The 24,936-nt window shown below is 26.1% G+C and carries 27 protein-coding genes, 1 pseudogene and 1 other annotated feature; of the genes and pseudogenes, 2 read left to right on the top strand and 26 right to left on the bottom strand.

Going from position 1 to position 24,936, the window contains the following annotated elements:
• Positions 1–3: 3 nt before the first annotated feature.
• The 13 genes and pseudogenes from rpsB to SDIMI_RS01120 form a co-directional block, all read right to left on the bottom strand.
• Positions 4–846: a 30S ribosomal protein S2 gene (rpsB, locus tag SDIMI_RS01180; RefSeq protein WP_020836159.1), complete on the bottom strand. Its 843-nt coding sequence runs from the start codon at positions 844–846 to the stop codon at positions 4–6.
• Between the two features lie 195 nt (positions 847–1,041).
• Positions 1,042–1,737, bottom strand: a complete 696-nt coding sequence (locus SDIMI_RS01175; RefSeq protein WP_020836158.1) for an MBL fold metallo-hydrolase — start codon at positions 1,735–1,737, stop codon at positions 1,042–1,044.
• Positions 1,737–3,092: a Sapep family Mn(2+)-dependent dipeptidase gene (locus SDIMI_RS01170; RefSeq protein WP_020836157.1), complete on the bottom strand. Its 1,356-nt coding sequence runs from the start codon at positions 3,090–3,092 to the stop codon at positions 1,737–1,739. The genes SDIMI_RS01175 and SDIMI_RS01170 overlap by 1 nt, the downstream gene beginning before the upstream one ends.
• A 10-nt stretch (positions 3,093–3,102) precedes the next feature.
• Positions 3,103–3,948, bottom strand: coding sequence for a J domain-containing protein (locus tag SDIMI_RS04435; protein WP_020836156.1), 846 nt, complete (start codon positions 3,946–3,948; stop codon positions 3,103–3,105).
• A gap of 49 nt (positions 3,949–3,997) precedes the next feature.
• Positions 3,998–4,288, bottom strand: a complete 291-nt coding sequence (gene rpmA / locus SDIMI_RS01160) for a 50S ribosomal protein L27 (RefSeq protein WP_020836155.1) — start codon at positions 4,286–4,288, stop codon at positions 3,998–4,000.
• A 1-nt stretch (position 4,289) separates the two neighbouring features.
• Positions 4,290–4,601: a ribosomal-processing cysteine protease Prp gene (locus SDIMI_RS01155; RefSeq protein WP_020836154.1), complete on the bottom strand. Its 312-nt coding sequence runs from the start codon at positions 4,599–4,601 to the stop codon at positions 4,290–4,292.
• Between the two features lie 195 nt (positions 4,602–4,796).
• Positions 4,797–5,090, bottom strand: a pseudogene (gene rplU / locus SDIMI_RS04660) (50S ribosomal protein L21); the annotation flags it as partial.
• A 7-nt stretch (positions 5,091–5,097) separates the two neighbouring features.
• Positions 5,098–5,176, bottom strand: a sequence feature (ribosomal protein L21 leader region).
• 79 nt (positions 5,177–5,255) lie between these two features.
• Positions 5,256–5,540, bottom strand: a complete 285-nt coding sequence (locus tag SDIMI_RS01145; protein ID WP_020836152.1) for a hypothetical protein — start codon at positions 5,538–5,540, stop codon at positions 5,256–5,258.
• A 40-nt stretch (positions 5,541–5,580) separates the two neighbouring features.
• Positions 5,581–6,459 carry a 16S rRNA (cytidine(1402)-2'-O)-methyltransferase gene (gene rsmI, locus SDIMI_RS01140; RefSeq protein WP_020836151.1) on the bottom strand — a complete coding sequence of 293 codons (879 nt, stop codon included), beginning with the start codon at positions 6,457–6,459 and terminating at the stop codon, positions 5,581–5,583.
• Positions 6,460–6,508: 49 nt separating this feature from the next.
• The gene (gene greA / locus SDIMI_RS01135) at positions 6,509–6,982 is read right to left on the bottom strand and encodes a transcription elongation factor GreA (RefSeq protein WP_020836150.1); all 474 of its coding nucleotides are present in this window, start codon (positions 6,980–6,982) and stop codon (positions 6,509–6,511) included.
• A gap of 65 nt (positions 6,983–7,047) precedes the next feature.
• Positions 7,048–8,814, bottom strand: a complete 1,767-nt coding sequence (uvrC, locus tag SDIMI_RS01130) for an excinuclease ABC subunit UvrC (protein ID WP_020836149.1) — start codon at positions 8,812–8,814, stop codon at positions 7,048–7,050.
• A 66-nt stretch (positions 8,815–8,880) separates the two neighbouring features.
• Complete coding sequence (locus SDIMI_RS01125; protein WP_020836148.1) at positions 8,881–11,829, bottom strand: DNA translocase FtsK; 2,949 nt, start codon at positions 11,827–11,829, stop codon at positions 8,881–8,883.
• Between the two features lie 91 nt (positions 11,830–11,920).
• Positions 11,921–13,636, bottom strand: a complete 1,716-nt coding sequence (locus SDIMI_RS01120) for a ribonuclease J (protein ID WP_020836147.1) — start codon at positions 13,634–13,636, stop codon at positions 11,921–11,923.
• A gap of 179 nt (positions 13,637–13,815) precedes the next feature.
• On the opposite strand from SDIMI_RS01120, the gene SDIMI_RS01115 reads away from it, so the two are divergent.
• On the top strand, positions 13,816–14,121 hold the full coding sequence (locus tag SDIMI_RS01115) for a rhodanese-like domain-containing protein (protein WP_020836146.1): 306 nt from the start codon (positions 13,816–13,818) through the stop codon (positions 14,119–14,121).
• Positions 14,122–14,132: 11 nt separating this feature from the next.
• Here SDIMI_RS01115 and SDIMI_RS01110 read toward each other — a convergent pair whose 3' ends face one another.
• Both SDIMI_RS01110 and SDIMI_RS01105 read right to left on the bottom strand, forming a co-directional pair.
• A complete protein-coding gene (locus tag SDIMI_RS01110; protein ID WP_020836145.1) occupies positions 14,133–14,492 on the bottom strand; it encodes a hypothetical protein in 360 nt (119 codons plus the stop codon).
• Entirely contained in the window at positions 14,492–15,301 is an 810-nt protein-coding gene (locus SDIMI_RS01105) for a diacylglycerol kinase catalytic domain-containing protein (protein ID WP_020836144.1), read from the bottom strand. Before SDIMI_RS01105 ends, SDIMI_RS01110 begins: the two co-directional genes overlap by 1 nt.
• Positions 15,302–15,397: 96 nt before the next feature.
• On the opposite strand from SDIMI_RS01105, the gene trpS reads away from it, so the two are divergent.
• Complete coding sequence (trpS, locus tag SDIMI_RS01100) at positions 15,398–16,411, top strand: tryptophan--tRNA ligase (protein WP_020836143.1); 1,014 nt, start codon at positions 15,398–15,400, stop codon at positions 16,409–16,411.
• A 29-nt stretch (positions 16,412–16,440) separates the two neighbouring features.
• Here the strand turns inward: trpS and SDIMI_RS01095 are convergent, their stop codons facing one another.
• From SDIMI_RS01095 to SDIMI_RS01045, 11 genes are all read right to left on the bottom strand, one after another.
• Positions 16,441–16,761: a hypothetical protein gene (locus tag SDIMI_RS01095; protein WP_020836142.1), complete on the bottom strand. Its 321-nt coding sequence runs from the start codon at positions 16,759–16,761 to the stop codon at positions 16,441–16,443.
• 62 nt (positions 16,762–16,823) lie between these two features.
• A complete protein-coding gene (gene rplT, locus SDIMI_RS01090) occupies positions 16,824–17,189 on the bottom strand; it encodes a 50S ribosomal protein L20 (protein ID WP_020836141.1) in 366 nt (121 codons plus the stop codon).
• A 13-nt stretch (positions 17,190–17,202) separates the two neighbouring features.
• The gene (rpmI, locus tag SDIMI_RS01085) at positions 17,203–17,397 is read right to left on the bottom strand and encodes a 50S ribosomal protein L35 (protein WP_020836140.1); all 195 of its coding nucleotides are present in this window, start codon (positions 17,395–17,397) and stop codon (positions 17,203–17,205) included.
• Between the two features lie 19 nt (positions 17,398–17,416).
• The gene (infC, locus tag SDIMI_RS01080) at positions 17,417–17,947 is read right to left on the bottom strand and encodes a translation initiation factor IF-3 (RefSeq protein ID WP_020836139.1); all 531 of its coding nucleotides are present in this window, start codon (positions 17,945–17,947) and stop codon (positions 17,417–17,419) included.
• Positions 17,948–18,145: 198 nt separating this feature from the next.
• Positions 18,146–18,823, bottom strand: coding sequence for a structural protein (locus SDIMI_RS01075; RefSeq protein ID WP_020836138.1), 678 nt, complete (start codon positions 18,821–18,823; stop codon positions 18,146–18,148).
• Positions 18,824–18,831: 8 nt separating this feature from the next.
• The gene (locus tag SDIMI_RS01070; RefSeq protein ID WP_020836137.1) at positions 18,832–19,041 is read right to left on the bottom strand and encodes a hypothetical protein; all 210 of its coding nucleotides are present in this window, start codon (positions 19,039–19,041) and stop codon (positions 18,832–18,834) included.
• A gap of 50 nt (positions 19,042–19,091) precedes the next feature.
• Positions 19,092–20,894: a PTS transporter subunit EIIC gene (locus SDIMI_RS01065; RefSeq protein WP_020836136.1), complete on the bottom strand. Its 1,803-nt coding sequence runs from the start codon at positions 20,892–20,894 to the stop codon at positions 19,092–19,094.
• Positions 20,895–20,992: 98 nt separating this feature from the next.
• Positions 20,993–21,256 carry a hypothetical protein gene (locus SDIMI_RS01060; protein WP_020836135.1) on the bottom strand — a complete coding sequence of 88 codons (264 nt, stop codon included), beginning with the start codon at positions 21,254–21,256 and terminating at the stop codon, positions 20,993–20,995.
• 4 nt (positions 21,257–21,260) lie between these two features.
• The gene (locus SDIMI_RS01055; RefSeq protein WP_020836134.1) at positions 21,261–22,364 is read right to left on the bottom strand and encodes a DUF871 domain-containing protein; all 1,104 of its coding nucleotides are present in this window, start codon (positions 22,362–22,364) and stop codon (positions 21,261–21,263) included.
• A gap of 57 nt (positions 22,365–22,421) precedes the next feature.
• A complete protein-coding gene (locus tag SDIMI_RS01050) occupies positions 22,422–22,721 on the bottom strand; it encodes a PTS sugar transporter subunit IIB (protein ID WP_020836133.1) in 300 nt (99 codons plus the stop codon).
• Positions 22,722–22,742: 21 nt separating this feature from the next.
• Positions 22,743–24,935, bottom strand: a complete 2,193-nt coding sequence (locus SDIMI_RS01045) for a PTS transporter subunit EIIC (protein WP_020836132.1) — start codon at positions 24,933–24,935, stop codon at positions 22,743–22,745.
• Position 24,936: the final 1 nt, after the last annotated feature.

The following is a 24,936-nucleotide window of genomic DNA, read 5'->3' as shown; positions in this document are numbered from 1 at the left end:
CTCCTATTTAGTTTCTTCTTTTTTTACAACTGCTTTTCTTGGTGTTGTTGTTTTTTCACCATTTGAATCATTATGTCTTGGTGTATATGATCTATTACCCTCAACATTTTGTCTATCTTCTTTTTTCTGTGCAACAACTTTTAAATTACTTGGTTGCATTTTAATTCCTGCTGCATCAGCATAAACATCAACTATAAAGTTAGTAATAATATTTACTGATTCTTGAATATCATCATTTGCAGGAATTACAAAGTCTACCATGTCTGGATCAACGTTTGTATCACAAATTGCAATAACTGGAATTCTTAGTTTTCTTGCTTCTTTAACTGCAATTTCATCAGTTTTTGGATCAACTACAAACATTGCTGCAGGTAATTTATGCATTTGTTTAATTCCACCTAAAGTTTTTTCTAATTTAGCTTTTTCTTTTCTAATTAAAATTTGTTCTTTTTTAGGTCTTAAATTAATTTTTCCTGTTTTTTCTTCATTTTCAATATCTCATAAAGTTTTAATTCTTAATGAAATAGTTTTCATATTTGTTAATGTTCCACCTAATCATCTTGAATTTACAAAGAAATTTCCACTTCTTAATGCAGCTTCTTTAACTGCATTTTTAGCACTTCTTTTTGTTCCAACAAAAATAATTTTTTCTTTTTTTTGTCCAATTGAAGTAACGTATTTTTTAACATCTTCTAATCTTCAAATTGTTTGTTGTAAATCAATCACGTGATTTTTATTTTTTGCTCCATAAATATATGGTTTCATTTTTGGATTTCAACGTTTAGTTTGATGTCCAAATTGAGCTCCAGCATCTCATAACTGTTCTCTTGTTAAGTCTTTTGCCATTTTTAAGGCTCCCTTCATTTTTATTCGTTAAACTTCCATTATGGTTCTAAATATATCCACTTGTTTAATTAAAGTTAACAAGCACTAGGATATAAAATTCCCAAATGTGATTGCATACCCAAAATAAATATACAAACAAATATAGTATATCACTTTTTAACTTTACTTTAAATTAAAATAATGCCCTTAAAGGCATTATTTTTTTATTGAATGATAAGGATGTGATGAATTATTTAATACATCATCTATTTTAAAACCCTCTTCTCAATGTCCTGGATATAATAGACAATTTGAATAATTTTCTTTAATAGATAATATTGATTCAAAAAATAAACTATCATCACAAGTTAAATCAAACATTAGTTTTAAAGGATGTTTTATATTCTCGAACATTTTTTTATGATACCCAATTCCATTTATGAATAAAGTATCTCCAATAAATAATTTATCATTATCTATCAAATAAAAGCTAGTTCCTTTTGTATGCCCACCTTTTGGAAATATTTGAATTTTATAATCATTTATTTCAAGTACTTCTTCTTTGTTAAATATGTCAAATTGAATATTCTTATTTTGAAAATCAACTAAAAATCCATATTGTGACCCATTTATTTGTTCATTAAATAGTGATTCAAGTTCTGCTTGATGTATATGAATTTTTGCACTTGTTTTTAAAGCTATTTGATCAACTGATACTATATGATCATGATGAAAATGAGTTATAAATATATCTGTTAATTGTAATTTATTTGTTTCTATAAAATCCAAAATTACTTTTTCTTGATATCCTCCATCAATTAAAATAGCTTTATTAGTATCTTTATTAATTAATAAATATGCATTTGCATCATTCATAGATCTATATTTAAAAACTTTTAGTTCTTTATTCATTATTTTAGTTTAGTTAATTTAACAAGTGATTTTGCATAGATTTCCATCATTTTCTTTAAATCATCTATTTTTACATATTCATTATAAGCATGCATAGTTGAATCATTTAAATCAAATTCTGCTCCAAATGCAATCATATTTGGCATTGATTTTGCAAAAGTCCCTCCACCAATAGCAATTGGTTCAGCTTTTAAATCTCCTGTAACTTCTTTATATACTTCCATAATATTTTTTACAACTTCACTGTCTTTTGGGAAATATACTCTATCTTCAATTGAAGATAATTTTAATTCAATGCCTCTTTCATTTACGAATTTTTCAAGAACATCTACTACATCTTTTTGTGGATTTTTTGTACAAGGAATTCTAAAGTTAATTGTAAATCTATAATCATTTTTTGAAATATTTACAATTCCATTACATGCAGTTAAATCTCCAGTTTCATCTGTTAAATCACCAAAAATTTCTTTCATATCAAAATTTAAGTGACCATATTGGGCAACAAATTGTGCTAATGGATGTTTTAACCCGTTGGCATCTATGGCTTTTAAAAGTCAAGTTGAAGCAGATACTCCTTTAAATGGTAAACTTCCATGAGCTGAGATCCCTTTAACAAATAAGTAACCATCATTTTCATAAGAATCTATATTATTGTTTTTTAATCATAAGGCAATCTCATTTTGTTTTGGTCCTTTATATTGAACCAAATCATTTACAGCATTATAAACTTCTCCACCTTTTAATTCAAATTCAGATTCAAAATTACCAACTAAATCTACATCTGCAATTCATTTTTCTGCATAAACTACTGGAAAATGTCCATCAGGAACATAACCTAAATCGCATAATTGCTCGTTTTTAACATATGCTTCCATACATTCTCAATTTGTTTCTTCACTTGTTCCAAAAATAAATCTAATTTTATAGTCAGGTTTAAATCCATGATCAATTAAATATTTAAATGCAAAAATATTCATCATAGTTGGTCCTTTATCATCAAAAGTTCCCCTTCCGATTAATTTTCCATCTTTAATTACTGGTTCAAATGGATTAGTATTTCATTCATCAATATTTCCTGCGGGAACAACATCTAAGTGACAAATAATACCAAATAATTTTTCTCCATTACCATAATCTGCATAACCATATCTATAATCAGGTGCTATAAAAGTTTCAAAGCCAAAAGATTTTAATAAATCAATACAATGATTTAAAACATTTTTTGTATCTTCATTTACAGGTGCTCCATATGTTAAATCTCTTCTATATGAAGGCATAGCAACTATTTTTTTTGTTTCTTCTAAAGCTTGATCAAAATATTGACCAAGTAATATCTCTTTTTCTACATTTATCATTTTATCTTTCCTATTTTATCTTTCTATCTTTTAAAATTACATCATATGCATCATTTATTTCAACCATTTTTTGCTTTGCAAAATCCTTTTTATTTTTATCTGGATGATATAGTTTTGCAAGTTTTAAATATGATTTTTTAATTTCTTCATTCGAATCCATTGGAGAAACTTCAAGAGTTCTGTATGCTTTTATCAAAGCTGAGTCATTTTGAACAACTGATTTTGCATGTTCTGAATTACTCTTTCCTTTATGTATCGTTAAATCAATTGTTTCAATTAACTTATCAATAGCCTTTGAGAAATCTATAAAAATTTCATCAATATATTCATTTAAATTTTGTGGATCAATTAAATTATATGATTTATTTTCATATTTATATATTATTGCTGGTATTACTTCATTTATAAAAGTTTTTTTATAAATTTGAAAAGTTTCAGTTGAAAATTCATTATAAATTTTTATTAAACTTTCAGAAGAAAAAATCACATAATTATTTTTTGATAAATTTTCAAAAATAATAAAAAAATCAAATTCTTTACTTGCTCAATAATTATAAAAACTTTTTTCAACATGTTTTAAAGAATTAATAAGTATTTCGCTTGGGTATTTCTTTTCAATTTCTTTAAATTCACTTAAAAATGGAAATCTATTAAATGATTCTTTAATATCCATTTTTTCAATTAATACCTTTTTATTACTATTTGATTGAAAAATAACTTTGAATTTATCTAAATCTCGCTTTATATTACCTTTATCATTTTTATCATTGTTAGTCTTTTTTAATTTTACACCATAGTAAATTACAAGCATTAGCATGCAACATAGAAGTAAAATTATTGATAATCAAAATAACATTTATACCCTCTTTTCATTAAAAAAAGCCCCTGACGGAGCTTTAATATTATTATTTAGATTCTTGTGGAATAACTATTGCTCTAGTTCTGTTTTTACCAAATCTTTGGTATTTAACTATACCTGATACTAAAGCGAATAATGTATCATCTCCACCACGTCCAACATTTGCACCTGGATGGATTTTTGTTCCTCTTTGTCTGAAAATAATTGAACCAGCATTGGCAAATTGCCCATCTGCTTTTTTAGCTCCTAAACGTTTTGATTCTGAGTCACGTCCGTTTTTAGTTGACCCAACCCCTTTTTTAGAAGCAAAATATTGTAATCCTAATAAGAAACGCATATTAAAACATCCTTTCTATTTTAAAATTCTTTGGGTATTGAACCTCAATAGTTTCTAATTGAATAATCATAAATTCTAATAAATTATTTAATAATTCATTTTCTTTTATAACATTAATTTTTATTTCATTTTCGCTAACATTAATTTCAATATTATTTTGAAATTTAATATCTAATGCATTTAATGATCCAGAAACTATAGCTGTAATTCCAGCACATACTAAATCATGACCATAATCACCTGAATTAGCATGTCCATTTATTACAAATGAATTTATTTTATTGTCCTTTTGGACAATTTTAGCCTTTACCATTTACTATTCCTCAGTTTTTGATTCTGGTTTAGCTTTTGGTGTAGCAGCTTTTGCAGCTGTTGTTTTTGGTGCAGCTGTTGTTTTTGGTGCAGCTGTTGTTTTTGGTGCAGCTGTTGTTTTTGGTGCAGCTGTTGTTTTTGGTGCAACATCTGCTTTAGGTGCAGTAGAATCAGTAGTTGATTTTGCTCCACTTAATGAAATTGCATCAATTTTAACTTTTGTATATGGTTGTCTGTGACCATATACTTTGTTAACGTTTTTCTTTGGATGATATCTTACAACTCTAAGTTTTTTACCTTTACCTTGTTTAACTACAGTTCCTGTAACTGTAGCTCCTTTAATTAAAGGTGAACCTACAGTCCCATCGATCATTAGAACTTCATCAAAAGTAACTTTTTTACCTTCTTCAATTTCTAATTTTTCTACGTAGATTTCATCTCCTGATTGAACTTTAATTTGTTTTCCACCAGTTTTTATAATTGCGAACATCTATATTCCTCCAGTCTAGACTCGCCTTGTATGTGAGCTATTTTTCAAACTTCTTTTTTACATACAAAGTGCGGTTGAAACTAGCAACCTAAATAATTTTATACCAAATTGAAGTAAAATTTATACTTTTTTTAATTTTGTATTAAAAAAAGTTCCAAAGGAACTTTAAAATAGGTTAACTATACTTGGTACTTTATTTGCAGCTTCAATTTCGGCTTTTTTCGAAGCAGAATTATCAAACTTAAATGAAGAATTTCCAATTTTTGATTCAAGTTTATCACTTTTATTTAATGAAATTGCCGTAAATACAGTAGTTGCAACTGAACCAACAGTATTTGCAAATAATTCAGAAACAGATTTAGTAATTGATCCAACTCCTGATAATAATGCACCAGTAATACCCTTACCACCTACTACGTTTCTTGATTGCTCAATAGTTAATTTTTCCATATTATTACCTCCAATATCAATATCGATATAAAAGTATAAATTATTTATAAAAATATTTAGTTAATTCATTTTTATTAATATTATATTTTTTTGATACAGTCTTAATTGCGTCCTTTTTACTTATTTTTTTATTAATTAAGCTTTGGATTTCATCTATTATATTATTCATATCTATCTTTACTTCATTTGTTAAAGAATAATTTGAATCAATAATTACACAGAATTCACCTTTCAAAGTTAAATTATCATTATTAATAAAATCACATATTTCTTCAATAGTTCCTCTTAAATATTGTTCATTTAGTTTTGTAAGCTCTCTTGCAAGAATGATTTTAGTTTCTTTTGAAATCAACAATGATAATTGATTTAAAGTTGATTGAATTCTATGAACAGATTCATAAAAACAGATTGCACTATCTGTTTTAGAAGTTAATTCTAAAACTTCCTTTAATTCTTTTTCAATATTCTTTTTATCTAAAAATCCTAAAAAACTATTTCTTTTTGAAGTAAACCCTGATGCAGCCAATGCATGAATATATGCAGGACCACAATTTATAGATGTAATATTTACTTCTACATTGCTTTGTAGAACTTGTTGAATGACTATTGCTCCTGGATCACTAATACAAGGAACTCCTGCATCACTTATTATTGCTATATTTTTGTATTTAGTAATATCTTCAATGAAACTTTCACTTATAGAATATTCATTAAATTTATGAAGTGCTTTTAATTTTTTATTTATTTTAAGTTTTTCAAATAATTTTAAACTAACTCTAGTATCTTCACAATAAATTACATCAGCTAATTGAAAAGTATCAATTACTCTTTTTGAAATATCTTCCAAATTACCAATAGGAGTACCTATCAAATAAATTGTTGATAAGTTATTTTTAAATGTATTTTGATTTTTTAACATATTGCAATCTCCTCTTGTATAAAAAAACCTAATATTATTATTAGGTCTATTATTTAATTTCTTTAATTGTTATTTTATAAGGTTCTTTTAGTTCTCTGACTTCCATTGAATCTCCAACTACTTTTCCTAACATAGCTTTTGCTAATGGAGACTCATTTGAAATTTTATTTTCAAATGGATCTGCTTCAATAGCTCCAACAATTTTCACAGTCATATCTTTTTTAGTTTTTTGACTTGTAAAAGTAACAGAAGTTCCAATTTTAACTTCCTTATTTTTTGAATTAGAATCTTCAATAATTTTTGCTTTAGAAAGCATAGCTTCTACTTCTTTAATTCTTGCTTCAACTTCTGCTTGTCTATTTCTTGCAGCATCATAATCGGCGTTTTCTGATAAATCTCCTTGTGCACGAGCTTCAACAAGTTCTTCAATAACTTGAGGACGAACATTGTTTATTAAATGTGTTAATTCATCTTTTAATTCTTGCAGCCCCTCAGCTGTTAAAATAATATCTTTATCTGTCATAGTAATCCCCTTTTATTTAACTTGAATATTATACATTTTTTTATAGTAAAAATAAGTATAATCTATTATTTTTTATTATCAATTTTGTTTTTAATTTCCCTTATTGCAATCAATATATCTTCTTTTTTAACTATTTTAAGAATATCTTCATCACTTGCGTTATAAAAATCAATTCTTGAAGGATAACTTTTATTAATCTTAATAATCATTTTTTCTCCAACACCTTTTATTGAAGAAAGATCATCTTTAGTAAATGATTTAGCATGTTTTTTTCTAAAACTTGAAATAGCATAGTTGTGTACTCTATTTTGAATTGATTCTAAAAATCTAAAAACCTCATTTGTTTTATCTAAAATAATCTCATTTTCACCTAGATCAAAAATGTATTCTGTTTTATGTTTATCATTTTTAACAAGACCTATAACTGGTATGTTTAAGTCCAAAATATCTAATTGAGATTTTGCAGCATGTACTTGAATTTTTCCACCATCCATAATTATTAAATCTGGTAAATTATTGTTTTCAGCAATATCTTTTTGATATCTTCTGTAAACCATGTTCTGCATTCTTTGAAAGTCGCCCTTCTCTTCAATAATAATATTGTATTTTCTAAAATCATTAAAACTTGGCTGACCACCTTTAAATACAACCATTGCTCCAGTTACAAATTCATCTAATATATTTGCTACATCAAACATTTCAATATGATATGGATATTTTGGTAATTTTAAAACTTTTTGTAATTTATTTAATAGTTCTTCTTTACTAATAGATTTTTGATTCTTATATAATTCTTCTTGTCTAATATATTCAGTAGCATTATTTTTTGCAAGTTCAAGAATTCTTAAACTTGCTTCATCAACTCCATAAGCTATTTTATCTTTAAATAATAAATTTAAATTTGTATTTCTTAAATTTTGAGGAATCACTATATAATCGGGCAACATATTTTTTGAGTATATTTGCATAATAAAATTTTCAAAAAGAGAATCAATATCTTCTACTTTATTTTTTATAATTATTTGATCTTTTAATATAAGTTTTCCACTTCTATAAAACAAGACTACAAAACATATATATTCTTCTGTTGAATAATAATTAAATACATCTCTATTTAAATTATCATTAAAATCTACAAATTGTTCAACAGCAGAGAAATTTAAATGATTGATTATATCTTTTATTCTCTGTGCCTCTTCAAATTGGAGATTATCTGAAGCTATAAACATTTTTTCTTCTAATTTATTTTTAAAGTCATCATTTGTTCTATTAAAGAAGTTTTTAACATTTTCAATCTGATTTTCATAATAAATAGATTCAACATTTTTGAAACAAGCTCCTGAACATTGATCAATATGAAAATGAATACATGGTTTTCCTAAATTTCCTTTACATCTTCTCAAAGGATAAATTCTTTCTAAAGTTTTTAAAATATTTCTTGCATTTGTTCCATCAGGTAATGGACCAAAAGAGATTTGACTTTTATTATCGTAATTTCTTGTATATAAGTATTGGGGATCTTTTTCTTTTGTAATAGCGATATATGGATATTTTTTATCATCATTTAAAACAATATTATATCTTGGTCTATATTTTTTAATTAAGTTTTGTTCTAATATTAAAGATTCTTTTTCATTTTCTGTAATTATAGTTTCTATATCAACAATATCTCTTACCAGTTGAGTAGTTTTAAAATTATGAGCTTTATTAAAATAACTTGAAACTCTTTTTTTAAGGTTTTTTGCTTTTCCAACATAGATAATTTTATTATCTTTATTCTTATACAAATAGCACCCAGGTTTCTCAGGTAAATTTTTAACTATATTTTCCATAAATCCCACCTCAAATATTATTATATATATTTAAAAAAATTAAAATCAGCTTTTAATTTGCTGATTTTAATAAATATCTTCATTTTTAATATAAACTTCTCTTGGTTTCGAACCATTCTGTGGTCCAATTATTCCGCTTTCTTCAAGTTCATCAATAATTCTAGCTGCTCTATTATAACCAATACTAAATTTTCTTTGAATTAAACTTGTTGACGCTTTTTGTGTTCTAATTACATAATTTTTGATTTCATCAAACATTGAATCATTTCCAGCACCCATTGATACTGTATATGTTTCGTCTTCCTCTTTTAAGAATTCTGCTTCAAAAATTTGTTGTTGTTGGCTTGAACAGTGTTTTACTAACTTTTCAATTTCTTCATCACTAATATATGCTCCTTGAGCTCTTACCAATGATGTACTTCCAGGAATTGTGTATAATAAATCACCTTTTCCAATTAGTTTTTCAGCACCATTTGAATCAAGAATAGTTCTTGAATCAATTGAGGATGCAACTGAGAAAGCAATTCTTACTGGTATATTTGATTTAATAACTCCTGTAATAACATCAGTTGATGGTCTTTGAGTTGCAACAATTAAATGAATTCCTGCGGCACGAGATAATTGAGTAAGTCTCATAATTGATTCTTCAACATCTTTCTTATTTGAAGTCATCATTAAGTCAGCTAATTCATCAATAATAATTACGAAATACGGTAATTTAGCTGATTGTGAAGTTTGTTTAGCATTAAATCCAGCAATATTTTTTACACCAAATGATGTAAACAGAGCATATCTTCTTTCCATTTCATTAATTACTCTTTTAAGAGCATTACTTGCTAAGTTCATATCACTAATTACAGGAGCAAGTAAGTGAGGGATTGATGAATAAATTGACAATTCAACTTTTTTTGGATCAATCATTAAGAATTTAACCTCATGAGGTTTTGCTCTCATTAATATTGATGAAATAATACCATTTATCATTACAGATTTACCACTACCAGTTGAACCTGCAACTAATAGATGTGGCATTTTATCCAACTCACCAAATAATAAATCACCTGTAACTGTCTTTCCAATTGCAAAAAATAATTTATTACTCATTTTTATCATTGGAGTATTTTCAATTACCCCTCTCATTGGAACTACTTCAGATTTTTCATTTGGAACTTCAATTCCTACTGCAGCTTTACCTTGAATTGGAGCTTCAATTCTAACATTTTGACTTGCTAATGCAAGTTTTAAATCATTTTCTAATGAAATAATACTATTAACTTTTGTTCCTGGTTCTGGTTGAATTTCAAATTTAACAACACTTGGACCAATATTCATATGATTAACACTTGCCTTTACACCAAATTGTTTGAATGTTTCATTAATTCTTTCTGCTTTTTCATTTGCAGCTCTTTTAATTTCTTCTTGGTCCTTTGTATTCATTTCAATTTTTTTAAGTATATCAATTGATGGCAATTCATATGAATCATTAACATATTGTTCTTTTTCAATTGCCTTATTTTTATCAATCTCAATTGTTTGATTATAATTATTTCTTGTTTGATAATTATTTGAAGTAAATAAAATATTTCTTGCTAAATTTGTTTGCATTGGAGAAGTATAGTCGCCATAATCTTCAATTAATTTTTTTGCTTGTTCTTTTTCTTTTTTTGTTTCATTAATAAAGTGATCTAATGTTATTTGACCATTCAGATCTTCTTGCTTTTTCTCTTTATCAGTTTTATTTCTAAATAATTCATGAGTTTTTCCATTTGCACCAAATGGTGTAATATTAGTTTCTTTTGCCAATTCTTTTCTTGCTTGTTCAGTTGAAACCTGACCATATTTTGATTCATATGGAAGTGGTATTTCATAATCAACTTCTTTAATTTCTCTTCTTGGAACAAAAGTTGATTCTTCCTTTACATTTGTCTCTGCTTGGTAATATGCTTCTTGTTTCACTTGGTCTAAATTATAATCAATAACTCTATTTAGACTTTGAACTGGTTCTATATAATCTTGTTTATAATTTTGATTTGAATTATAATTTTCTAAATTAATATTTGAAAAATCATCATTATAAAAATCAGAATTTACTTCTTCATAGATATTTCTATCATTATGTCTATTAAAACTTGGAAGTTCAATAGTCATATCTGATTCCTTTACTGAAGATAAAATATCTCTTTCATCAAAAGTTTTATCATCTTCAATATTTATAATATTAAAAATACTTTTAACTCTTTTTTCTCTTTTTGGCTTTTGTTTGGAATTGAAAGAAATATTCTTATTATTTTTTAAAGAAAGAATTCTAAGTCTTTTACCTTTTCTTTTTGATTTTGGTTTTAAAAAATAAAAAGCATCTCCAGTAAAAATTCAAATCATATCTAATGAAAAGAATAATATTGCAATTATAAGACCAAAATAAATTGAAGCATATGCTGATATTCCAGTAAGAATTGTTCCAATTAAACCACCACCAGCTCATGTTGTGAAATAAGTATGAGGTTCGGCCATTCAAATAGTTCCGCTATCTGGACCTCAAAGTGAATTATTTTTTCAATTTGATAAATATGAATTTAAAGAATCTTTTAAAATAGTTTTTGATCATATATTTGCTATTTCAAAATCAGTAGTTTTTGTATGATAAGCAACAATAAATAAAATAGAACTTATTATTCAACATAAAACTACTCAAGTAAGTACTATCATTGCAATAAATCTTTTTTTTGGTTTGAATTTAATTCCAAAATAAATTGCAAAGTCGATAATAAAAAATAGTATATATAAAAAATATTTAAATCAACCAAATGGTAAATTAAAAATAACATCATCCAAGAATTGCCCTACAATTGTAATTCTTCCCAATGCCATTAAATTTAAGAAAAATAATAATAATGCTCCAACTATTCAAGAAACTGAATCAACTTTTCTTTGTTTCTTTTGAATAGTAAAAGCGGTTGTACGATCATTATCATTATCATTATCATTATCATTATTTAGCCCATTAAAATTATTCATGATTTCACCTTTTATTTGTTTGCCCTTACCATATGATTTTAATATATTTTAGTCCTTTTTTTTAATCAATTAACAAAAACTCATAGATAGACTATGAGTTTTTTGATCTATTTTGTCTTGGTTCAAAGAACGAACCATCTAATTCATTAATAATTACCAAAACAATTGGTTGTTTACCAGTTTCCTGTTTTAGAGTTGTTCTAATTCTTGAAACAATTTCTTTTTTCATTGCATTTAAATCATATGCATTTGAATTTGTTTTAGATTCATTTTTATACTTATCTAATATATCTATAATTTGTTTTTGCATTAATTTAAATATTGGATTTTCTTCTGTTATATAAATAACACCACGCATTTGAATATCAATTAATGAAATTAAATCTTTAGTTTTACTGTTAACGTTTGCACCAATTATTACTGCTCCATCTGTTGCTAATTGTTTTCTTTCATTTAAAACAACTGCTCCAATATCACCAACACCAATTCCATCGACATATACATCAGCTGTCTTAATTGTATCTGATGCAATTACTAGTTTTCCTTCTTCTGATATTTTAAGTATTTGACCATTATTTATTAACTGAATATTTTTTTTATCAACTCCAGCTTCAATAGCTGCTCTTTCAGCACTTAAGAAATCTTTATATAAACCTTTAATTGGAATAAATGATTTTGGTTTCATAATTCTAGTCATAAGTTTAATATCTTCATAACTTGCTCTCATTGATCAAATATTTTTATCGCTTAAAGAAATTAATTTAGCATTTGTTCTTGCTAATTCATCTAAAATTTCAGCATGTCTTTTTTCAACTCCAGCTGCTGGTGGAGTTGCTAAAATGATTGTGTCATCTTCTGTAAATTCAACTTTATCATCGTTTCCTGCAGCAATTTTAGCAAGTCTTGTATATAAAAGATCTCCTGCACCAGTTAGTAATAGAATTCCATCAGCTGATTTCATAAAATCTTCAATTGAGATAATATCCTTTTCAGAAATTTGTAAACTTTCTTGAATAATTTTAGATTCAACAACTTTAGTTATTGTTTTTCCATAAATAGCAATTTTTCTGTCATTTGCTTTTGCTTGTTTAATTATTTCAAATAATTTAAATACATCTTCTTCAAACATACCTAAAATTAAACGTCTTTTTTTGTCCTTCATTGGAGCTGCTATAAATTTTTCAATTCTATGGTTTGGAACAGTATAACCTATTCTTGAAGCATATTCTGCATCACTTATAAATGCTAATACTCCTTTTTGAGCAATTTGATTTAAATGATTCATATCTGTTGAAAAATATGATTGTTCATTTCCATCAATAATATAATCACCTGCATACACAATTACACCATCTTCAGTATGTATTGCAAATCCAAATGATTCAGGAAATGCAGCAGTTGTTCTAAAAGCTTCCACTTTTACATCACCAAACGATACAACATCCTTATCATTAATTATTTTAAAATTATTTTCTCTATTTTTAATTCTATATTTCATATTTCTATATTTTAAAATTGTTGTTGTAAGTTCATTACAATAAACAGGTGCATCAATTTCTCTTAAAATATAACTAATAGCTCCTGAATTATTAGAACTTGGATTTGATAAGAAAATACCTTTAATTTTTTTTGCATTTGCCTTTAAAAATTCAAAATTAGGAATGATTACATCAATTCCTAAAACACTTCTTTCAGGAAATTTAATTCCTGCATCAAATATATATAAGTTGTCATTGACACTTATTACAAAGATATTCTTTCCTCTTTCATCTTGACCACCCAGAGCCATAAATTTAATATCTGCCATATTTTTATCTCCTTTTTTAATTAATTTTATTATTTGTTTAGTTTCTAAATAAACGATAACCAGAATTAAATACTCTCTAATTATAATTTATTTACATTTAAAGTAAAGTTTTTATTAATAAAAAGTTACTTTCTTAAATAAATTAGTTATAAACTATTAATAAGAGAGGAGTAATTAAAATGTACATAACAAAAGAAGAATATAGTAAAGACCCAAGTAAATATTTTACTTTAGATGTTAGAACTGCAATTGAATTTAAAGTCTTACCTCACTTTGATTGAGCAATAAATATTGAAATGGATAAATTTTTAAAAAATTATAAATCATTTTTAGACGAACATAATATTGAAAATAAACCTATTGTGGTTGTATGCAACGCTGGAAATAGAAGCGGTCAAACAGCTTTGTTTCTAATTGAAAAAGGATATGATGCAAAAACTCTTCAAGGGGGAGTTTATCACTATACAAAACAAAAAATAAGTTAAATACATTTAACTTATTTTTTTAACTCTTCTTTCAGTTTCTTAATAAATAATTTAATTGAAAATTCTTTTGATGTTAAAGTTAATATTTTTCCTTCTATTTCAACTTTAATTTTCAAACTTTTTAGATTATTTAAATTAACAAGTTGACTAGATAATACTGTTATTTTTTCATTATTAACTTCTTCAATATTTTCTATTGTTCCAAGCTCATTTAAAATTTTTTGATATATAGTAGTATTTCTCTCAATTGAATTAATACCAAATTTTTCACGCTTAGTTTTCAATAATTTTGTAATTGAGAAATAAGCAAAAAGCGATATAAAACAAATTGTAAAGGCTATAGCAAGTAATATATATATAATACTGTTCATTATTCTATAACTTCCTTATCTTTTATAAAGATATCTCTAAGGATCTTAATTTTACTATTATTTTTTAATTCTTGAATATCAGTTACAACTTTAATATTAATTTTTGAAGGTTTAATTTCAATTTCATATTCATCTATTGGATATTCGATAGTATCAATTATCATTATTTCATTTGAATGCTTTTCAAATTTAAACTTTAAAATATGCTCGTCATTTAATATTAATGGAGCATTTAAAGTTCTAAACTTATTTGTACTTACAGGTACAAGCTCTTGCATTTGATATATGTGACTATTTTTTGATAATATAACAGCTCCACCAGCTGATTTCATATACCCACTACTTCCATTTGAAGTTGAAACAACTATTCCTGTTCCATGGAATTTTTCTAAAAATTCATTATTTACATATATTTCTACATATAAGGGAGATTTTTCATTAATTATTTTTACTTCATTTGCAACTATCAAATTTTTAGATGATGTTTTAATTTCTAATAATTCAAAATTATTAAGTTCATATTTTTGTTTTTCAATTGATTCAATTGTTAAATCAATTTTTTCCACTCTATTTTTATTTGTATAAAAACCAATTCCACCAGATTTGAACGGAATAAATTCAATATTTTTTATATTCTCTTTGTATATAGAAACTGCTTTTAAAAAAGTTCCATCTCCCCCAAATATAAAAACATATTTAGGATTATTTTCATCATAAATTCAACCTCTAATTTCAAGATTTTCTTTTAAATTAGATACTACTTCTTCTGTTGTTTTATAATCATTTTTTATTATGCTAAATGAAAACATTATTTCACCTCTAAACTATAATTAATTTTACTTATTTTTACAAGAAAAATATATAAAGATTGTATAATATTAAATGTAAATCAAGGAGAAAAGATTATGAGCAAAAAAAGAATGTTATCCGGAATAACAACAACTGGACAAATGACATTAGGAAACTATATTGGAGCTATGAGAAATTTTGTATCTCTTCAAGATGAATTTGAAATGTTTGTTTTTGTTGCAAACCTTCATGGAATAACTGCACCTATTGAAAAAGAAATACTAAGAAAAAATATTAAAAACATGGTAACTCTTTACTTTGCATGTGGAATGGATCCAGAAAAATCAACTGTTTTTATTCAAAGTGAAGTATTAGAGCATACTCAACTTGCTTGAATTCTTACTTGTAATACAACAATTGGTGAGTTGCAAAGAATGACTCAGTTTAAAGATAAATCAACAAAAGTTAAATCAGATAATGGTACTGAATTTATCCCAACAGGATTATTAACATATCCAGTATTAATGGCAGCAGATATACTATTATATGACCCTGAATTCGTTCCTGTTGGAAAAGATCAAAAGCAGCACATAGAACTTGCAAGAAACATTGCAGAAAGAATGAATAATAAATTTGGAGAAATGTTTACAATTCCAGGAGAATATACTCCAAAAATAGGTTCAAAAATTATGGATTTACAGGATCCAACTAAAAAAATGTCTAAATCAGCTACAAATAAAAAAGGTTTTATTGCATTATTAGATGATATTAACGAAGTTAAAAACAAAATAAAATCTGCTGTAACTGATTCAGAGAACATAATCAAATATGATCCTGAAACTAAACCTGGAGTAAGTAATCTTTTGACAATTTATTCTGCATTGAAAAATATTTCAATCGAAGAAACAGAAAAATTCTTTGAAGGCAAAGATTACGGATTTTTAAAAGAAGAAGTCTCAATTGTTGTTGTTGAATTATTAGAAAAAATTCAAACACGTTTTAATGAATTAAGTAAAACTGATGATGTTGATAATTGATTAGAACAAGGAGCAAAAAAAGCTCAACAAATTGCTAGAAAAAAACTTACTAAAGTTCAAAATTTAACTGGTTTAAATTATAAAAGAAAATAAAAACTTCTTAGAAATAAGAAGTTTTTATTTTATTCGATTGCACTTCATTCAGTTAATTTTATCTTTTTTACGATTTTAGAACAGTCATCTTTATGTCTTAGTTCTCTACATTCTGGGTGAATTGCAATCAAATTTGTTTCTTCCAAACTAAAATGTTTTAAATCTATAAATTCACAAACTCATGCTAACTCTCCTACTTTAAAGTTATTTTTATTCATAAAAAATTTACATATAAAGCACATTCTAAAATCATTTGCATCTTTATTAATTAAAATTGGAGAATTAAGTCATGCAGATTTTAAATCTTCTTTTGAGAATTCAATTTCTCCAGTTTCAAGTATTTTTGCCATAGTTACCTCTTTAAATATAAAAGATTTTAACATAAATAAAAAATGAGCAAAGTGCTCATTTTTTATTTTTTTGAATCTAAAGCTTTTTTAGATGAAGCTACAATTGCCTCAAATTGTTTAGGTTCATGAATTGCTAATTCAGAAAGCATTTTTCTGTTAACCTCGATACCTGCTAATTTTAAACCATTCATAAATTTTGAATAACTTAATCCTAATGGTCTAACTGCTGCATTTATACGAATAATTCATAATTTTCTAAAATCACGTTTTTTAAGTTTACGTCCAACAAAAGCATAAGCCATAGAACGTACAACTTGTTCATGAGCCTTTTTATAATTTGCTTTTTTTGTTCCATAGTAACCTTTTGCTCTTTTAATTCAACGTTTTCTTCTTGCTCTGGTTACTTTACCAAATTTTACTCTTGCCATATTGTTCTACCTCCTATTTTTGTAATAATCCTTTTAAACGTTTCATATCTCCAGCTGAGACGAAAGTTGCTTTTTTCAAATGTCTTTTTTGTTTTGTTGATTTATTTTGTGCTAAGTGAGATCTATAAGCTTTACCTCTTTTTAATTTACCTGCACCATTTTTCTTAACTCTTTTTGCCAAAGAGCTTTTTGTTTTCATTTTCGGCATAAATTCTCTCCTCCTATAATTAACCTTTTTTTGGCACTACATACATATCTAAGAATCTTGTATTTAGTTTGGCTTCTTTTTCAATTTTTGCAACATCTTCAATTTTTGCAAAGAATTTATCTAATGTTTCTTTTCCAAATTCTTGAAAAGTAATTTCTCTTCCCTTAAATTTTAATGAAATCTTGATTCTATCACCTTCAAGTAGAAACTCTCTTGCTTTTCTAGCTTTGGTGTCCATATCATGTTCACCAATTCCTACTGTCAAACGAATTTCTTTGTTTTCAACTTTAACTTGATTTTTTTTATTTTCTTTTTGTTTACGTTTTTGTTCGTATTTAAATTTTCCATAATCAAGTATCTTAGCAATAGCAGTATTACTATCTTGCATACTCACTTGAAGCAGGTCTAAACCTGACTCTTCTGCTAATTTTAAAGCTTCAAACTTGTTTAAAGGTCCATTTTTTGAACCATCTTCATTAATAATTAAAATTTGTTTTGCTCTAATTTCTCTGTTAACAAAATCTGTTTTTGTATTTCTATTTTCTGCCATTTGTCCTCCAAAATAAAAAGTGTGCCGTTAAAAGATTAGGAGCACACTTAAAATTTATTTATTTTATATATTACTAATAAATAAGTTTTTACCGCTTCTTTCAAAAATAACGGTGAGCTGTGCGCTTCTTTCTTTAAACCTTAATTATTATATTATAAATTATTTGAAAATTATATTTTTTTTAAAATAATTATAATTCTATCTAAATTTATCTAAATCAGATATATTTGGATTTTCTCTTTCAATATTTCTTTTTAATTTATTTTCCAAACAATAAGCATCTATCTGATCTGATAATTCTTCAATTTTTAACTTTATTTCTGGTAAAGAATTTACATTATCATATTCATATTTATAATTTCTTATTTGATTTTCCAATTTGTATAACCCTAAAACTTTATTATGAAGTTTTATTTGATCTTCTTCACTAAAATGTTTATCTGCAATATTAGTAACACCTGCAAAATAATCAATATCTATATGTTTACATCCTATATGATGATAACCTTTTGAAATTGCTTCACTCATTGTTAGATAATACTTATCGTATTGCTCTAATGATAATATTTGATTTTCAAAAGGTCTACATAATTCACAACAATCCTCTTCTGGTTGAACATAGACTAATGTTTTAAGTCTTAAGGCTTCTTTTTTACCAAATCAATTGTAAACGCCTAACATTGGTTTATTTCTAGTATCTTCTTTTATTTCAGTTATCTTTTTGTCAATCTCTGAATCAATAAATTCTTTGGGGTCATTTACTAAGTCAGATTTTTCTTTATTTTTTTTATTTATTTTATTTCAAGGAATTACAAAATAAAGCACTAAAACAACTAAAATAATTATAAGTATTACTCATCAAGGGAATTTATCCATAATTATTGTTAATTATTATGATCATTTAAATGATCATAATAATCCCTTGCCTCCTTTAAATTTATTCTTTGTTCGTTTTTACAGTTTACACAAATACCATTGTAAGCCGTTTTGACTTCAAAATTTATTGGTTTTTTAAAAACAAATTTTTTAAAATCTCAACATTTTTTACAAAATGTAAATATTCAATCAGTATCTTTATCAAAATTAAAAGCCATTATTACCTCCAAAAAAAAGAAATGTTAGCATTTCTTTTTTTCTAATTAAACTATTTTTCTAATTCTTTTCTTAAAGCATTTGCTGCATGTTCAACATCTGGTCCTATAACAATTTGTAAACTTTCAGTTCCCAAACGTTTAATTCCATATGTTCCAGCAGATTTAATTAAAGAATCATCAATTTTACTATTGTCTTTTAATACTAATCTTAGTCTTGTTGCACAGTTATCTATGCTTACAAAGTTATCTCTTCCAATTGCATCAACAATTTTAGAAGCCATATTTTCATATTTATCTCCTTTTTGTGTTGATTCTTTTGATGAAGAAGTTTTACCTGCAGTATTAATAACTCCACCAACGTTTCTTCCTGGTGTAGCTAAATTCATACCTTTTATTGTAAAGTAGAATACCACAAAGTAAACCCCTCCAGCAATTGCTACAAGAGCTAAGATTCATAATGGATTAGCTAATACTGAATTATGATAATTTGCTAATCCTCATGATTGAGCAAATGATATAGCATAATCAATAAATCCTGCACTAAATCCAAATCCTATTTGAATTTTCATAGCTGTTGTAATTGCCATAAATATTCCTGTTAAACCAGCATGTACTCCTAATAATACAGGTGCAATAAATACAAATGAGAATTCTAATGGTTCAGTAATTCCTGATAAGAATGCAACACCTGCAACTCCTCCAAGGAATCCTGCCATTTCTTTTCTATTTTCTTTATCAGCTGTAAAAATCATTGCTACAGCAGCCATTGGAAGTCCACCCATCATAATTGGGAAGAATCCTGATTGGAATAATCCAGCGTTACTAATACCAGCTGTAAATGCATTAATATCACCATTTACAGTAATTAATTCTGTACCTGGTACTCCAGAAATTGGAGCTACAGCATATCCTGTTACTGGCATTTGGAATCAGAAGAATGTATTCATAATTTGGTGTAATCCAAATGGTAATAATAATCTATTTAAAATTGAATAAATTGTAGTACCAGGAATTGCTAATGCTGGATTTTCTGGATTCGCTACTGAAGTTCCAAATTTAATTAATCCAAGTTGAATTCAAGGTCAAACTATTGCAAAAGCAAACGCTGTTGGAATAGAAGCTACTAATGCAACCATTGGTACAAATCTACGTCCTCCAAAGAATGATAATGCTGTTGGTAATTTAATATCTTTAAATTTGTTATAGAATCAAGCTGACATACATCCAGCTACTATTCCACCAAGAACACCAATGTTTAAAACATATGCTGCTCCTACAATTACTTTTTCTCTACTCTCTGTAGTGAATTTCATTATTGGAACATAAAGTAATTGTGATCATTGCTTAGCATTTCCTGCAAGTTCTGTAATAACTTCTTTACCATCAACAATAGTTACCTCTCCAGTTTGTTTCATTGGTAAAACTTTACCATAAATCATTTCTGGAAGAGTACCCTCTCCAGTTAAAGCAGTAATAGACAAGTAGAATATTACAGCAACTAAAGCAACCTCACCTCGATGGTCTTTTGCTAACCCAAAAGCACATCCAATTGCAAATAATAATGCTAAATTATCAAATGGAATTGAACCTGGTTTTTGGATAATAAGAGATATTCAATAACCGATTTGGTTTGTAATTTCACCATCTGTAGTTGATAATTCAATACCCAAAGCACCAAATCTGTTTAAAATAGCTGCAAATGGTAATACTGCAATTGGAAATTGTAAAACTTTTCCCAATTCTTGAAGCATTGTTAGAAATTTACTTCAACCATTATTAGAGCTATCTGAATTTTTAATTTGTTTTGTTTTTAACTTTTTTTCATTAGTTAAATGTACACTTTTTTCGCTCATTTTGTGTTTCCTTTCTTGATACATCTATATTATGAAAAAAAAAAAAAAAAAAGCAATATATTTCCAAATATTTTTCACTTTTTAGAAAAATATTTTAATTATATTACTTCTCCTAAACATATTCCAAGGAAAACTAAAGCCATTAAATAACCTACAACAGCTAATATAAATATTCCATAATATTGTCAAAATCTAAATATTTTAAACTTAGTTGTAATAACTCTAAATGTATCTTTTTCAACTTTTTTTGCTCTTTTAAAATTTATAAAGAATATCGTTGAAAATATCCCAATCAATAAACCTAATATTCCAAAGCCCAATAAAGTATAAAATGTGCCAGTACTCAATCCTGCTAATAACATAATTTTAATCCTCTATTCCAAATCTAAAGTGACTTCATGGACCAATAAAATCAACTAGTCTTCTTTCACTTTCTTTAATTGTTCCAATTCAATTATATTTTCCTGTTTTATCTTCAAAATTATCTTTTAGAATGATATGACATTCTCCCTTATATTTAACATCTTTTTCATTAATAATTACAACATCTCCTTTATTATAAATACTCTTTGTATTTTTTGGACTAATTGATTCATTTTTAAATTCAACTCTTGAAAAAGTTGATCTAACAAAATATTCTGTTATATCTCCTCTTCTAAAATGCTCAAATTCTAATATTCCTTTTTCTACTTTACTTAAATCATAAAGTGGTTTTATATTTAAAGTTATCTCATATTTTTCGATATTTGCTAACTCTTCTAATTCATCTTTTGAAGCATATGCATTTCCAACAATTACTGTATTTATTTCATTTGTATAAAATAATAATTTTGCTTGCTCTGATATAGAAAGATGTCTTTGTTCTTCTAAAGTTGGAAGTTCCTTTCATCCAATAGCTGAAGTCATTTCTCCAAAATGACTTCCTACAAATGCAGCTGTTTGTAAATTATATTTTAAATATCTTTTATTTGCTTGCATAAAATAATCAAATGGAAGAGCAGTATACTCTAAAGGATAAAAGTTATGACATCCACTTAATCTTTCTTTAATTGGTTTAAAATCGAACACATTATCAATTAAACTATCATTATTTGACATATTCAACTGAATATCTATTCCATATTTGTTATGTGTAATATTTGATATTTCAAAGGGTAAACTTGGTGAATCTAATCGTAAACAGTCCACTCCATACTCAACACATTTTGAAACGTTATTAACGCTAATCCCAATCAATTCCATTGATAAATATTCCACATCAAGTATTGTATAAAATCCAATATCGTGTGCATATTTAATAGATTTTAAAACTTTGTTTGCTTTTTCTTTATCATTTTCAGATCCAACAAAATGTAAAACACTTGTAAAAACTACTTTATACCCTAATTGTTTTGCTAAATCAAGATATTGTTTGTCTAATTCAAATGTTGATTGTTCTGGATATATTGATATTCCTAATTTTCTTTTCATAAAATTCCTCACTTACTTTAATTGTAAATAAAAAAATCACTTTTTAAAGTGATTTTTTTATTTACAATTTTCTAATGCAAAATTTAAAACTTTTTCACCATTTGCTTTACCATAATCTTCTTTGTCAATAACAAATACTGGCACTTCTAAATATGATTTAACATCATCTAATTCATAAGCAACTTGTGGTCCTAATAAAACTATATCTCAACTTTTACCGTTAAGTTTTGCTTCATTAATTGATACTGCCTTAATTTCTACATTTATGTCTTCTTCAAAAGCATAATTTTGCATGCTTTTTACTAAAATTGATGTGCTCATCCCTGCGTTACAAGCTAAAAGTACTTTTTTCTTCATAGTTTATTTCCTCCCAAGTAATTAAACTGTTGTTTTTAAGTTGTTAATATTATTTTGAATATTTGCAATTGTATTCTTATTATCTGCAAATTTATTCAATAATTCACGTTGTTCGATTTTGTTTGCTAGTAATACAAATGGAGTATATGTTGCCATTAGTATAAATAAATTTATTGCAGCTACAATTCCACCCATAATACTTTTTGTGGTTAAAATTCCCCCAATTATTGGAGGGGTTGTTCATGGAACAACAACGCTCGAATATGGCATAAATCCACTAGTAGTTGCTAAATAAGCAAATATCCCAGCAAAAATAGGTCCAATAATAAATGGTATTAATAGGATTGGATTTAATACAATTGGTAATCCGAATAATAATGGTTCATTAATACAAAATAAAGCTGGTATTAATGTAACTTTTGCCATTGATCTATAATCTCCTCTTTTTGAGAATAATAGAACAACAAAGATCAACGCAATTGTTCCACCAGTACCTCCCATAAAAATGAAGTTATTCATAAATGGATTTGTAAATACATATTGTGGTTTTAATCCTTCTGCAAGTGCTTGTTGATTTTGAGTTAAACCATCTAATTGTATTGGTTCTACAATTGGAGATAAGATTCCACTTGCATGAATTCCCATAAATCAAAGTAGTTGTCATATAAATACAATTGAAATCATTCCACCAAATCCAGAAACTGCGTTTACAAGTGGTTTTTGAATTGCTACAGTAATTAGACCATTTAAATCAATAAATGATACTTTATTATTTCCCACAGTAATTTCTCCAACTGCTTGTCCAGTTCATGTAATTGCAAATGCAATAATTCCAAAAAATACAGCTGATATTGCATATGGTATTAAAATATTAAAAGACTTTGAAACTCCATCAGGAACTGATTCAGGCATTTTAATTTTTAATTTCTCATTTTTTGAAAGTTTTCCAAAAATAACAGTTGATACAATACTTATAATCATTGCTGTAAACATTCCTGATGTACCAAATACACCAATATTTGATCAAAATGACGGACTCATTATCAAGAAAGCTACAAAAGCAACAATGGCAGCTGCTCATTGATTTACTTTATAATATGGTGCTAAGTGATACGCAATCGCACCTGCTAATAAAAATCCAAAGAAAGCATAAGTACCATTTCAAATGTATGCACCAACAGTTTTAAATTTATCCAATGTTGCTGCTTGATCGGCTGTTAAATAAAATAGATTAAAGAAACCTCCATTTGCTGCTCCAAGTACAATGTTATTAATAAGAATAAACATAGCACCAACAATTACTAATGGCATTAGTGAAAAGAATCCATTTTTTAAAGCAACCATAAATTTTCAATTAGATAATTTTCCTGATGCTAAAGTAACTTTATCAACTGCCAATTTAATTGTTAGTTGATCAGCTTTACCATCGTTATATCTAATTTCAAGTTTTTTATTTCTTATTTTTTCTTTTTCTAATTTCATTTTACTTTGAAAAATAATTTTTAATTCATTAATTTTTAATGATAAATCATATATTGTTTTATCAATTTCATTTTTAAATGGTTTAATTCTTCTTGTTCTTTTTTGTTTTCTTAGAATATAACCAATGTCTGCAATACTATGATTATCTTGTTTTCATTGAGTCATTAATTTTTTTGACTCTATTTTGTATTGTTGTTTATACTCAAGATTTTTTTCTTTTGCTTGCGTTTTTAATACAAATAATTCTTCAGTCAATTTTTTATGTTCATTTTTGATTACATATTGTTTTTCTTCTCAAATTTCTTTGATTTTTGATTTTAAATCCTTATTTTTAATTAAAAGTTCTTTTTGTTCTTCTTTAATACTTTGTATTTGAGATTTTGTAATTGAAATATCATTTTTACTTTTTTCAATTCTCTTTTGTTTTTTTTCTTCATATTCATTAGTTAAATTTAATTTGTCTTTTGCAAAATCTTCATATAGTTGATTTATATCAACTCTTTGATATTTTGCAGCTGCTAATGCCAAATCAAATTCAACAGTTATTTCTTTTTCTTTTTCCTTTTTAATCTTATTAAAAGTTGCAGAAACTGATTTAAGTCTAATTTTTTTATTATGAAGTTCATTACTAATTTCTAATAATTCTCTTTTATTTGATTTAAATTTAGCCTTATTTAATTTAATTAATTTATAAGATTCAAATACTTCTGGATATTTTTCATACTTTAACATA

This window comes from Spiroplasma diminutum CUAS-1, from assembly GCF_000439455.1.
Classification (GTDB): Bacteria; Bacillota_I; Bacilli_A; order Mycoplasmatales; family Mycoplasmataceae; genus Spiroplasma_A; species Spiroplasma_A diminutum.
Note: the sequence above shows the minus strand (reverse complement) of the source record. Positions and strands in the feature narration are given on the sequence as shown.